Raw genomic sequence first — 12,308 nt, 5'->3', positions numbered from 1 at the left:
GGCCGGCAGAACAGGCAGGGCGCCGGATCCGGCTACGCGCAGCAGCCCCAGCAGTACGCCCCGCCGCAGCAGCCGCAGCGGTACGCGCCTCCCGCCCCGCCCGCGCCCCAGCGGCCCGCGCGGGAGCCCCGGGAGCCACGGCAGCGCAGCGCCAACCCGATGAAGATCCCCGGGCTGGGCTGTCTGAAGGGCTGCCTGTTCACGATCGTCATCCTGATCGTGGCGAGCTGGCTGATCTGGGAGCTGACCCCGTTGCAGGACTGGATCGGCACCGGCAAGGGCTACTGGGACCAGATGAGCGACTGGATCGGCAAGGTCGGCGGCTGGATCAAGGATCTGGGCGGTTCCGGCAGCGGAAGCTGACCGCTGGTTCGGAGATTTGTCGACATCTGCCGGGTGATTTCCGTCTCCGCGGTGAAGGTTGGCTCGTCGGACGCGTAGTTTTGGCGACAACACGCGTCTGTAGGAGCAGTCTTGGCACGGAAGATCGGCAGCCGGTACACCGCGAACCAGATCCTGGGGCGGGGGAGCGCCGGCACGGTGTGGCTGGGCGAGGGACCGGACGGCCCCGTCGCCATCAAGCTGCTGCGCGAGGACCTCGCCTCCGACCAGGAACTCGTCGGACGCTTCGTGCAGGAGCGCACCGCGCTGCTCGGCCTGGAGCACCCGCACATCGTCACCGTGCGCGACCTGGTGGTCGACGGCAACGACCTGGCCCTGGTCATGGACCTCGTGCGCGGCACCGACCTGCGCACCCGGCTGGAGCGGGAGCGGCGGCTCGCCCCCGAGGCGGCCGTGGCGATCGTCGCCGACGTCGCCGACGCGCTGGCGGCGGCCCACGCGGCCGGGGTCGTCCACCGGGACGTCAAGCCCGAGAACGTCCTGCTCGACATGCGGGGTCCCATCGGCCCCGGCGGCTCCCACCCCGCCCTGCTCACCGACTTCGGCGTCGCCAAGCTGATCGACTCGCCCCGGCGGACCCGCGCCACGAAGATCATCGGTACCCCGGACTACCTGGCCCCGGAGATCGTCGAGGGCCTGCCGCCCCGCGCCGCCGTGGACATCTACGCGCTCGCCACGGTCCTGTACGAGCTGCTGGCCGGCTTCACGCCCTTCGGCGGCGGCCACCCGGGCGCGGTCCTGCGGCGGCACGTCACCGAGACCGTCGTCCCGCTGCCCGGCATCCCCGAGGAGCTGTGGCAGCTGCTGGTGCAGTGCCTGGCCAAGGCCCCGGCCTCCCGGCTGCGCGCCTCGGAGCTGGCGGCGCGGCTGCGCGAGCAGCTGCCCACGCTGGCCGGGATGCCGCCGCTGGACGTCGACGAGCCGGACCTCTCCGAGGAGGCCGCCGAGGAGTCCGTGCCGTCGGCTCCGCAGGGCGAGCCGGTACGGCGGCGCGGCGCGGTGTCCCTCGTCCCCGGGGCGAGGCCCGACTCCAACCGCGACACCCACACCTCGATGCGGGTGCCGGGGCCGGACGAGCTGGCGGGGGGCGCGCACGGCACCGCCCGCGCTCCACGGGCCGCCGGCGCGCCCCGGCCGGGCTCGGCACGGCACAGGGCCGCGGTGCGGCGGCGCCGGGTGACTCTCGGTGTGGCCGGGGTGGTGGTGGCCGCCGTCGTGGCCGTCGGCGCCTGGTTCGCCTCCTCCGGCGGGGACGACGACCGGCCGGCCCCGGGCACGCACAGCACGTCGGCCCCCTGACCGGGGCCCGGCCCGCCTCCTTCCCGACCCGGTCGGCCGGAAGGCGGGCCGAGGTCGCTTGCCACAGCCGTTACGCTGGAAGGCGTGGCAGTCGTCGATGTATCCGAAGAGCTGAAGTCCCTCTCCTCGACCATGGAGTCGATCGAGGCCGTCCTGGACCTCGACAAGATGAGGGCAGATATCGCCGTGCTTGAGGAGCAGGCGGCGGCCCCGTCCCTGTGGGACAACCCGGACGAGGCGCAGAAGATCACCAGCAAGCTCTCCCACCTCCAGGCCGAGGTCAGGAAGGCGGAGGCGCTGCGCGGCCGGATCGACGACCTCGCGGTCCTCTTCGAGATGGCCGAGGAGGAGAACGACCCGGACACCCGCGCCGAGGCCGAGTCCGAGCTGGTCGCGGTGAAGAAGGCGCTGGACGAGATGGAGGTCCGCACCCTCCTGTCCGGCGAGTACGACGCCCGTGAGGCGCTCGTCAACATCCGCGCCGAGGCCGGCGGCGTCGACGCCGCCGACTTCGCCGAGAAGCTCCAGCGGATGTACCTGCGCTGGGCCGAGCAGCACGGCTACAAGACCGAACTGATCGAGACGTCGTACGCCGAAGAGGCGGGCATCAAGTCGACCACGTTCGCCGTGCACTCGCCGTACGCCTACGGCACCCTCTCCGTCGAGCAGGGCACGCACCGCCTCGTGCGCATCTCGCCCTTCGACAACCAGGGCCGCCGCCAGACCTCGTTCGCGGGCGTCGAGGTGCTGCCCGTGGTCGAGCAGTCCGACCACGTCGAGATCGACGAGTCCGAGCTGCGCATCGACGTCTACCGGTCCTCCGGTCCCGGCGGCCAGGGCGTGAACACGACCGACTCCGCGGTCCGCATCACGCACCTGCCCACCGGCATCGTGGTCTCCTGCCAGAACGAGCGGTCGCAGATCCAGAACAAGGCCACCGCGATGAACGTCCTCCAGGCCAAGCTGCTGGAGCGGCGCCGGCAGGAGGAGCAGGCCAAGATGGACGCCCTCAAGGGCGACGGCGGCAACTCCTGGGGCAACCAGATGCGTTCGTACGTGCTGCACCCGTACCAGATGGTCAAGGACCTGCGCACCGAGTTCGAGGTGGGCAACCCGGAGGCCGTGTTCAACGGCGAGATCGACGGGTTCCTGGAGGCCGGGATTCGCTGGCGCAAGCAGCAGGAGAAGTAACTTTGTCGACATGACAACTGCCGCCCGAGAGGCGGCAGTTGTCGTTTCTCTGGGTTTTACGTCACACTCACAGGCTTCAACTCCCGGCAAACGCCACCCCTCCGGACATTGCGCCCGCAACGCCCTTGACGTTGCTTTGAAAAATCGGAAGGGTGAGGCGCGGCATGCGTACTCTTGGGGCGCATGTGAACCGGGGGATCGAGTTGACGCCACTTCGTCACCAGCTGCCTCCGTCGATCACGGCACGCCCCACGCGCCGCCTCATTGACGAACAGCTACTGGGGGTAGCAACCATATGACGAAGAAGACGCGGATCCGGGTCGCGCGGATAGCCGCCGGCGCCGTGATCGCGGCCGGTGCGTCGCTGACCGCCGCCGGCGCGGCTTCCGCCCTGGACCTCGGTGTCCAGGCGGGCCCGATCAGCCTCGGCGTGAGCGGTGTCGGCGCCGACGGGGGCAACACGGACGGGGGCACCGCCGACGGCGGCTCCAACGAGGGCGCCACCATCGGCGTGACCGAGGGGACGACCGTCGGGACCGACGGCGGCTCGGTCACCGGCTCGGGCGGCACCGACGGCTCGGGCGGCGCGGCTGCCAACGGCGGCGACGCGGCCACGGGCGGTGACGCCTCCATCGGCGGCGACGCTTCCATCGGCGGTGACGCTTCCATCGGTGGCGACGCTTCCATCGGCGGTGACGCCTCCATCGGCGGCGGCGACAGCACCTCCGGCGGCAACAACAGCGGCGGTGACGCCTCCACCGGCGGTGACAACGGCAACTCGGGTGGCAACGGCAACGGTGGCGGCAACGGCACCGATGGCGGCAACGGCAACTCGGGCGGCAACGGCAACTCGGGCGGCAACGGCAACAGCGGTGGCGCCAGCACCTCCGGCGGCAACGCTTCCGGCGGTGACAGCGGCACCAGCGGTTCCACGGGCGGGGGCTCCACCGACGGCGGTTCCGGCGGCAGCACCGGCGGTTCCACCACCGGCGGCAACCACACCGGCCCCGACGGCGGCAACAACAACGTCCCGCAGGACGAGGGCTCCTCGGCGCTGACCGACACCGGCTCCGACACCTCGGCCCAGGGCGGCGACAAGCAGCTCGCCGAGACCGGTGCCGGCCAGACCGCGTTCCTGCTCGTCGGCGCCGCGACGATGATCGCCGGCGGCATCGGCTTCCGCGTCCTGCCCCGCCTGGTGAGCGGCCGGGGCGGCGCCGCCGCCTGACCGTAGCCGCGGGGTCACGCACGGCACACGCGCAAGGGCCCGGAGCCTCGGCTCCGGGCCCTTGTGGCGCTTTCCGTCAGACGGTCTGGTGCGCCAGCAGCGCCACCGCGGCGATCAGCACCGCCAGCAGCGCGATCAGCGCCATCGGGTTCAGCCCGCCCAGGCCTCCGAAGAAGCCCTCCTGCTGCAGTCGCTCGCGGTTGGCACGGCACACCGGGCACCGGCCCTCGCTCACGGGCGCCGCGCAGTTCGCGCACACCAACCGGTCGTACGTCATGCGCTCGCCCTCCTTGCACCGGCCTACACATGCACAACGCTCACGGGGACGAGAACGTTCCCCCGCGTTCCCGTCGTCCCTCGTTTCCCTTCCACTGTGCCAGGTTCCCGCGGCACGTGCGCGGGGCCTCCGGGAAGGAGGTGCGGGAAGCGGCCGGTACAAAAACGCACAAGTCTTGCCCAACCCCAACCCGCGACTGCACTTGCACACCCGGTTCGCGTATGGTCACGCTCATCTACCCCCGGCGACCCGTGGTGCATCCGTGATCCGATTCGACAACGTCTCCAAGGTCTACCCCAAGCAGACCCGCCCCGCACTCAGGGATGTCTCCCTGGAGGTGGAGAAGGGCGAGTTCGTCTTCCTCGTGGGGTCCTCCGGCTCCGGAAAGTCCACCTTCCTGCGGCTCATCCTCCGCGAGGAGCGGTGCAGCCACGGCCAGGTGCACGTGCTGGGCAAGGACCTCGCGCGCCTGTCCAACTGGAAGGTGCCGCAGATGCGCCGCCAGCTGGGCACGGTCTTCCAGGACTTCCGGCTGCTGCCGAACAAGACGGTCGCGGAGAACGTGGCCTTCGCCCAGGAGGTCATCGGCAAGTCCCGCGGCGAGATCCGCAAGTCCGTGCCGCAGGTGCTCGACCTCGTCGGGCTCGGCGGCAAGGAGGACCGCAGGCCCGGCGAGCTGTCCGGTGGTGAGCAGCAGCGCGTCGCCATCGCGCGCGCGTTCGTCAACCGGCCGAAGCTGCTCATCGCCGACGAGCCCACCGGCAACCTCGACCCGCAGACCTCCGTCGGCATCATGAAGCTGCTCGACCGCATCAACCGGACGGGCACCACCGTCATCATGGCGACGCACGACCAGAACATCGTGGACCAGATGCGCAAGCGCGTCATCGAGCTGGAGAAGGGCCGCCTCGTCCGCGACCAGGCCCGCGGCGTCTACGGCTACCAGCACTGACCGCACCAGCACCCAGTTCCGGAAAGGCCTGAAGAACCCGCCATGCGCGCCCAGTTCGTCCTGTCGGAGATCGGTGTCGGTCTCCGCCGCAATCTGACGATGACCTTCGCCGTCATCGTCTCCGTCGCCCTGTCCCTGGCCCTGTTCGGCGGCTCGCTGCTGATGAGCGACCAGGTGAGCACCATGAAGGGCTACTGGTACGACAAGGTCAACGTCTCGATCTTCCTGTGCAACAAGCACGACGCGGAGAACGACGTCCACTGCGCCAAGGGCGCGGTCACCGAGGACCAGAAGAAGCAGATCCTCGCGGACCTGGACAAGATGCCGGTCGTCGAGAAGGTGACCTACGAGTCGCAGGACGAGGCGTACAAGCACTACAAGGAGCAGTTCGGCAACTCCCCGCTGGCCGGCTCGCTGACGCCGGACCAGATGCAGGAGTCGTACCGGATCAAGCTCAAGGACCCGCAGAAGTACCAGGTGATCGCGTCCGCGTTCAACGGGCGGGACGGCGTGCAGTCGGTGCAGGACCAGAAGGGCATCCTGGACAACCTCTTCCAGCTGCTGAACCTGATGAACCGGGGCGCGCTCGGCGTGATGGCGATGATGCTGATCGTCGCGCTCCTGCTGATCGTCAACACCGTGCGCGTCTCGGCGTTCAGCCGACGGCGCGAAACCGGGATCATGCGCCTGGTCGGTGCCTCGGGCTTCTACATCCAGGCGCCGTTCATCGCCGAGGCCGCGGTCGCCGGGCTCATCGGCGGCGGCCTCGCCTGTGTGGCGCTCGTGGTCGGCCGGTACTTCACCATCGACCACGGCATGGAGCTGTCCCACAAGCTCACGCTCATCAACTTCGTCGGCTGGGACGCGGTGTTGACCAAGCTGCCGCTGATTCTCGCCACCAGTGTCCTGATGCCGTCGCTCGCCGCGTTCTTCGCGCTGCGCAAGTATCTGAAGGTGTGACGCATGCCAAGGGGGCCGTACGGGATTCCGGCCGTACGGCCCCTTCGCGTTGCCCTAGACTCGCCGCCATGTCAGGCCGTGACCTGTTCTGTCAGCCCCGCCGCGTCCGCCGCGGGGCCGCCCTGACATTGGTCTTCGCCGGTGTGCTGATCGCCGGTGCCGCCACCGGATCCCTGCCCGAACCCGACGGTCCGGCGCGGAGGACGGCCGCCGGCCCGGCGGCCCCGGCCGCGCGGAACGAGGCCGTCGAGAGGGCCGCCGCGAAGGCGCTGGCCGACGGCAAGTCCCCGATGGAGGCCGCGGAAAGGGCCGTCAGCCGCAGCGGGGACCGCTGGGCCGCGGTCTACTCCGAGGGCGAGTACGAGGAGTTCCAGGACGCGCTCGACGGCCGGTACACCGGTGTCGGCCTGTGGGCGCGGCAGGAGGCGGACGGCGGCATCGAGGTCACCCGCGTGCAGCCCGGCTCGCCCGCCGCCGACGCCGGGATCCGGGCGGGTGACCGGTTGCGCAGCGTCGACGGCAGGAAGGTCGACGGGCGGCCGGTCACCGAGGTGGTCGCCCTGCTCCGCGGCGACGCGCTGCGCGGGGACACCGATGACGCCCCGGCCGGTACGACGGTCACCGTCGGCCTGGAGCGCGGCACGCGCGCGTGGACGAAGACCCTGCACCGGGCCCGGCTGTCCACCGACTCCGTGACCGTGCGCCGGCTGCCCGACGGGGTCACCGTCCTGAAGATCGCCGCGTTCACCAAGGGTTCCGCCGAAGCGGTCGGTGAGGCCCTGCGTGCCTCCCCCGCCGACGGGCGGACCGTGCTGGACCTGCGGGGCAACTCCGGAGGCCTGGTCACCGAGGCCGTGGACACCGCCTCCGCGTTCCTGGACGGCGGCCTGGTCGCCACCTACGACGTCGACGGCGCCCAGCGCGCCCTGCACGCCGCGCCCGGCGGTGACACCACCCGCCCCCTGGTCGTCCTCGTCGACGGCGGCACCATGAGCGCGGCCGAACTGCTCACCGGCGCCCTCCAGGACCGGGGCCGCGCGGTGGTGATCGGCTCCCGCACCTTCGGCAAGGGCTCGATCCAGATGCCGACGAGGCTGCCCGACGGTTCGGTGGCCGAGCTGACCGTCGGCCACTACCGCACCCCCGCAGGCCGCGCGGTCGACGGCCGGGGCATCACACCCGACCTGGAGGCGGGGCCCGAGCAGGCCCTGGCACGGGCGGAGACGGTGCTCACCGGGCTGGGCGACCCGTCGTAGCGCCGCCGCCGGCCTCGCGTAATCGGCTGTACGCACAGCCCCTGTGTGGTGCGAAAATGGCGGCACTATGAGCAAGGGAATGTACGTACCGAAGGAGTCCCAGCCCAAGCAGGGCGGCGGGGCCGCCAAGGCCAGGGACGGCGAGAAGGGCGGCAAGCGCAAGATCGTCGCCCAGAACAAGAAGGCCCGGCACGACTACGCGATCATCGACACCTACGAGGCCGGGCTCGTGCTCATGGGCACGGAGGTCAAGTCGCTGCGCGAGGGACGGACCTCGCTGACCGACGGCTTCGTCCAGATCGACCGGGGCGAGGCGTGGCTGTACAACGCCCACATCCCCGAATATCACCAGGGCAGCTGGACCAACCACTCCGCGCGCCGCAAGCGCAAGCTGCTCCTGCACCGGGAGGAGATCGACAAGCTCGAGTCGAAGTCCCAGGAGACGGGACACACCATCGTGCCCCTCGCCATCTACTTCAAGGACGGCCGGGCGAAGGCCGAGATCGCTCTCGCGCGCGGCAAGAAGGAGTACGACAAGCGCCAGACGCTGCGGGAGCAGCAGGACCGGCGGGAGGCGGACCGGGCCATCGCGGCGGCGAAGCGCAGGCAGCGCGGCGTCTAGCCGGCCGACGGGAATAGGCTGGCATCGTCGGGCGTTGGTCACGTACGATGGCGGTGCACTCCACAGAGGGTGCGCGGACCCCTCCACGGAGGGGATTGAAAAATCAACATGGGGATGATCGGTTTCGACAGCGGCTGTCGAAGCAGGGGAAGCGTGTCGAGGAAGCGGCAATGATCTCGTAAACCATATGTCGCAAAAAATAATCGCCAACACCAAGCGCGATTCCTCCCACTTCGCCCTCGCTGCCTGATAAGCAGCAAGCGAAGCTCTCACGGGAGTGTCAGCCCGGGGCTGTTCCCGACCCGGATCCTGGCATCAGCTAGGGAACTAAACCTCTAGACCCGGTCACGGGGTGTAGAGGGAAACCAAACAGTGACTGAGCCCGTCGGAGACTTGTCCGCGTGATCTCCGGGGCCGAGAAAAACGTAGCGGACTGCACACGGAGAAGCCCTGATTCCGCACCGTTGGACGCGGGTTCGATTCCCGCCATCTCCACGAGGCCCCTTCGGGGGCCGACCCCATGTGGGCGAAGGCCCCGTCGCTTCGAGCGGCGGGGCCTTCGTCATGGGCGGCGCCGTGGCACCGGGTCGGCGCGGGTCAGGGAAGCCAGTGCCAGGGCGAGGACGGCGGCGGCGACCGGTACGGCGTACGCGGTGGTGGGGGAGAGGTGTTCGGCCGCCCAGCCGCCCGTCGCCGAGCCGCACGCGATCCCGGTGAGCAGTCCCGTCACCATCAGGCTCATCCCCTCGTTGAGGCGCTCGGCCGGGGTGCGCCGCTGCACCAGCGTCATCGCCGTGACCATGGTCGGCGCCGTCGCCATCCCCGCCACCAGCAGCGCCCCCGCCAGCGCCGGAAGCGACCGGGTGGCGGCCGCGAGCCAGGGCAGGGTCACAAGCCCGGCCATGGCCGCCAGACACCAGGAGAAGCGCACCCTCGCGGGCCTGCGCGCCCCGTACACCAGCCCCGCCGCGCACGAGCCCGCCGCCTGGAGCGCGAGCACGGCACCGGCCGCCGCGCGGTGCCCCTGCGCGTCGGCGTAGGCGATCGTGCCGACCTCCATGGAACCGAACACCGCGCCGGTCGCGGTGAAGCAGGCCAGCAGGGGCGGGATGCCCGGGCTGCGCAGCGGGGAGGGCCCCGTCGCGCGGCGCGCCGGCGGCGGCTCGGTCGCCCGCTGGGCGAGGAACAGCAGCATGCCGGCGAGCAGCAGCACGGCCCCGGTCAGCGTGCCCGCCTCCGGGAAGAACGTGCCGGTCAGGAAGGACGCCAGCACCGGCCCGAGCATGAAGCACAGCTCGTCCGCGGCCTGCTCGAACGCGTTCGCGCCGTGCAGCGCGGCGGGCTCGTCCCGCAGCAGATGGGCCCAGCGGGCGCGGGACAGGCCGCCGATGTTCGGAGTGGCCGCGGTACCGGCGTAGGCGGCGAACAGGGTCCAGTCCGGGGCGTCGCAGCGGACGCACAGCAGCAGCGCGAGACTGCCCAGGACGGAAAGGACCGTGGCCGGCAGCGCGACCCGGGCCTGCCCGTGCCGGTCGACCAGCCGGGCGAGCCAGGGCCCGGCCAGCGCGGTCGCCGCGAGCCCCGTCGCGGTGACGGCACCGGCGAGGGCGTACGAGCCGCGGGACCCGGCGATCATCACGACCGCGCTCACGCTGAACATGCCCATCGGCAGGCGGGCGAGGAGGTTGCCGGCGGTGAAGGCGCGGGTGCCGGGAAGGCGGAACAAGCGGCCGTACGCGCCGAGGTGTCGTCTCTCGCCGCCTATCGCGCTGTCCTGGGCGTCCTGGGTGGTCTTCTGGGGCATGGCTCAACAGTCGCCCGCGGTGGATCACCGGGTCCAACACCTTCCGCGTCCCGATTCACGCGCCCACGTTGTAAATTCGCCGCCATGCCCGCCCCCGCCGCCCCCATGGACCCCCGCCTGCTGCGCTCGTTCGTCGCCGTCGCCGAGGAACTGCACTTCACCCGCGCGGCGGCCCGCCTGTACGTCGCCCAGCAGGCGCTCAGCCGGGACGTACGGCGCCTGGAACGGGAGTTGGGCGCCGAGCTGTTCGTGCGGACCACCCGGCAGGTCACGCTGACCCCGGACGGCGAGCGCCTGCTGCCGCACGCGCGCCGGGTCCTCGCCGCCCACGACGACCTGCTCGCCGCGTTCGCCGCGGGCCAGGCCCGCCCGCTGCTCGTCGACCTCAACTCACCGGGCCTGGCCACCGGCCGCCGTGTACTGCACCGCGCCCGCGAACTCGCCCCCGACTGCGAGCTGATGGCCCGCTACGAGAGCGGCCTCACCGGAGCCGCCGCCGAGGTGCTCGCCGGACGCCTGGACGCCTCCTTCGGCCGGTTCGCCGGCCTGGACCCGGCGCTCCGCTCCGGACTGGAGCAGCAGCCGGTGCGGTACGAGCCGATGGCCGTCGTGCTGCCCGAGGACCACCCGCTGGCCGCCACGGCCCGGGTGCCGCTGTCCGCGCTGGCCGGAGAGACGGTGTACGCGGGGGCCGGGAACCCGCGCACCCGGGAGTGGACCGACCTGGCCCAGCGCCTCTTCGAGGACCGCGCCATCCGGCTCGCCCCACCCCTTCCGCTGGCCGTCGGCGACGAGGAGTTCGGCCGCATCATGGCCAAGACCCGCAACCCCGTGCTGGCGGTCGTGGACTTCCCGCCCCTGCCCGGGACGGTACGACGGCCCCTCGTCGACCCCGTTCCGCTGTCGCCCGTCTCCCTGGTCTGGCGAAAGAGGCTGGTCCATCCCGCTTTGACCGCGCTGCGGAAGGCGGTGGCCGAGATCGCGCGGGAGGAGGGATGGCTCCAGCGGCCCGCCGGCGGTTGGATTCCGGCCATGGACGAGGACGTGATGAACGGCGGGTGACGGACGGCCCCCTGCGCCGACCCGGCGCGTGGCACTCCTCCATGTGGGTTACATTCTTGGCCCGGGCACAGGGTGGTCGTGGGAGCGATCGGACCGGAGGCCTGGTTCGGTCGACGGGTGCCCAGGATCGCGAGCGCGCCCGGAAGGGTCCCGTGGGGGGATGAACGCGCGTGAAGAAATGTCCTGAAGACGCCCAACCCGAAGGGCGAGAAGTGGCGTCCGAGGGGCGCGATGAGCCGGTGGGCGGGGGCGACGAGCGGATGAAATCGGACGCGGGTGTGGTCGCGGTGTCTGCGGAAGCGGTCTCCGGGGTCGGGGGCGAGTCTGGTGACGCCGACGAGTCTTCGGAGAAGGCCGCCGGGTCCGCTGAGGCTGTCGAGTCCGGTGAGCCTGCCGAGCCGACTGAAGTGGATGAGCCCGCCGAGCCCACTGAGCCCACTGGGCCTGAGGAGCCCACTGACGAGCCCACTGGGCCTGAGGAGCCCACTGGGCCCGAAGGACCGGCTGAGTCCGTCGAGCCCGCCGAAGTCGTCGGCCCCGCCGAGGGGAAGAATCCCTCCCAGCCCACCGCCGATTCCCCGGCACCACCCCCCGCGCCTTCTTCCGGCGTCACCCCGCACGAAGAGACCGTCCAGCTGGACGACGTACGACTCGGCGCTGTGGGCGCGGGGCCGGCCGTGCGGGACCCGCGTGGCTCCGACGGGCCGGTCTTCGTGGACGAGTCGGGCCGCCGCAGCCGCCGTTTCCGCCGGCTCGGCGTGGCCGTGGCCGTCGCCTGTGCCGGTTACGCCGCCGTCATCGTCGCCACCCTGCTGTCCGGCAACTCCGCAGCCCCCTGGCTGCCGGTGCCCGGCCAGCACGAGGAGAAGCCGGCCGGCAAGGTGGACACCTCACCGCTGCCCAGCGCCTCCACGACCCCGACCCCGCCCGGACCCGGCACGGTGACCGCGCCCGTCGTCGGCGCCGAGGCGGGCGGCACCGCCGTACCGGGCAGCGGAGCGCCCGCCGACGCCGATGCCTCCGCGTCCACCGAGCCGGACGGCACCACGACCTCCGCGCCGCCCGCCGACGCCGGCACCACTGCGTCCCCGACCCCGTCGGCCCCGGCCACCGACGTGTCCCCGGCACCGTCCGCCACGGGCACCGCCACGGCGACCGCGCCGGCACCCACCCCGACCCCGTCGGGCCAGACCCACACCCCGCCCGGTCACACCCGGCGCCCGCACCCCAGACTCTCCCTCTGACGACCAGGCGG

General features: G+C 71.7%; 11 protein-coding genes, 1 other RNA gene and 1 pseudogene. 11 read left to right on the top strand and 2 right to left on the bottom strand.

From position 1 onward, the window contains the following. From ABZV94_RS13905 to ABZV94_RS13890, 4 genes and pseudogenes are all read left to right on the top strand, one after another. Positions 1 to 363: pseudogene (locus tag ABZV94_RS13905) on the top strand (serine/threonine protein kinase); the annotation flags it as partial. Positions 364 to 474: 111 nt separating this feature from the next. Further along, entirely contained in the window at positions 475 to 1,701 is a 1,227-nt protein-coding gene (locus ABZV94_RS13900) for a serine/threonine-protein kinase (RefSeq protein WP_356340466.1), read from the top strand. A gap of 84 nt (positions 1,702 to 1,785) precedes the next feature. Then, positions 1,786 to 2,892, top strand: a complete 1,107-nt coding sequence (gene prfB, locus ABZV94_RS13895) for a peptide chain release factor 2 (RefSeq protein WP_356340465.1) — start codon at positions 1,786 to 1,788, stop codon at positions 2,890 to 2,892. Positions 2,893 to 3,187: 295 nt separating this feature from the next. Next, the gene (locus tag ABZV94_RS13890; RefSeq protein WP_356340464.1) at positions 3,188 to 4,120 is read left to right on the top strand and encodes a hypothetical protein; all 933 of its coding nucleotides are present in this window, start codon (positions 3,188 to 3,190) and stop codon (positions 4,118 to 4,120) included. A gap of 76 nt (positions 4,121 to 4,196) precedes the next feature. On the opposite strand, the gene ABZV94_RS13885 is transcribed toward ABZV94_RS13890, so the two are convergent. After that, positions 4,197 to 4,397, bottom strand: a complete 201-nt coding sequence (locus ABZV94_RS13885; RefSeq protein WP_356340462.1) for a hypothetical protein — start codon at positions 4,395 to 4,397, stop codon at positions 4,197 to 4,199. A gap of 262 nt (positions 4,398 to 4,659) precedes the next feature. Between ABZV94_RS13885 and ftsE the strand changes: the two genes are divergently transcribed. From ftsE to ssrA, 5 genes are all read left to right on the top strand, one after another. After that, entirely contained in the window at positions 4,660 to 5,349 is a 690-nt protein-coding gene (ftsE, locus tag ABZV94_RS13880) for a cell division ATP-binding protein FtsE (protein WP_030610589.1), read from the top strand. A 42-nt stretch (positions 5,350 to 5,391) separates the two neighbouring features. Next, positions 5,392 to 6,309 carry a permease-like cell division protein FtsX gene (gene ftsX, locus ABZV94_RS13875; protein WP_103810085.1) on the top strand — a complete coding sequence of 306 codons (918 nt, stop codon included), beginning with the start codon at positions 5,392 to 5,394 and terminating at the stop codon, positions 6,307 to 6,309. A 68-nt stretch (positions 6,310 to 6,377) separates the two neighbouring features. Next, the gene (locus ABZV94_RS13870; RefSeq protein ID WP_356340461.1) at positions 6,378 to 7,565 is read left to right on the top strand and encodes a S41 family peptidase; all 1,188 of its coding nucleotides are present in this window, start codon (positions 6,378 to 6,380) and stop codon (positions 7,563 to 7,565) included. A 79-nt stretch (positions 7,566 to 7,644) separates the two neighbouring features. Then, complete coding sequence (gene smpB, locus ABZV94_RS13865) at positions 7,645 to 8,187, top strand: SsrA-binding protein SmpB (protein ID WP_356340468.1); 543 nt, start codon at positions 7,645 to 7,647, stop codon at positions 8,185 to 8,187. 110 nt (positions 8,188 to 8,297) lie between these two features. Beyond that, positions 8,298 to 8,685, top strand: a transfer-messenger RNA (tmRNA) gene (gene ssrA / locus ABZV94_RS13860). Between the two features lie 64 nt (positions 8,686 to 8,749). On the opposite strand, the gene ABZV94_RS13855 is transcribed toward ssrA, so the two are convergent. Continuing rightward, complete coding sequence (locus ABZV94_RS13855; RefSeq protein WP_356340459.1) at positions 8,750 to 9,991, bottom strand: MFS transporter; 1,242 nt, start codon at positions 9,989 to 9,991, stop codon at positions 8,750 to 8,752. An 84-nt stretch (positions 9,992 to 10,075) separates the two neighbouring features. Between ABZV94_RS13855 and ABZV94_RS13850 the strand changes: the two genes are divergently transcribed. Both ABZV94_RS13850 and ABZV94_RS13845 read left to right on the top strand, forming a co-directional pair. Next, complete coding sequence (locus tag ABZV94_RS13850; RefSeq protein WP_356340457.1) at positions 10,076 to 11,053, top strand: LysR family transcriptional regulator; 978 nt, start codon at positions 10,076 to 10,078, stop codon at positions 11,051 to 11,053. Between the two features lie 677 nt (positions 11,054 to 11,730). Beyond that, the gene (locus ABZV94_RS13845) at positions 11,731 to 12,297 is read left to right on the top strand and encodes a hypothetical protein (RefSeq protein WP_356340456.1); all 567 of its coding nucleotides are present in this window, start codon (positions 11,731 to 11,733) and stop codon (positions 12,295 to 12,297) included. Positions 12,298 to 12,308: the final 11 nt, after the last annotated feature.

It is taken from the genome of Streptomyces sp. NPDC004658, from assembly GCF_040609555.1.
Classification (GTDB): domain Bacteria; phylum Actinomycetota; class Actinomycetes; order Streptomycetales; family Streptomycetaceae; genus Streptomyces.
Note: the sequence above shows the minus strand (reverse complement) of the source record. Positions and strands in the feature narration are given on the sequence as shown.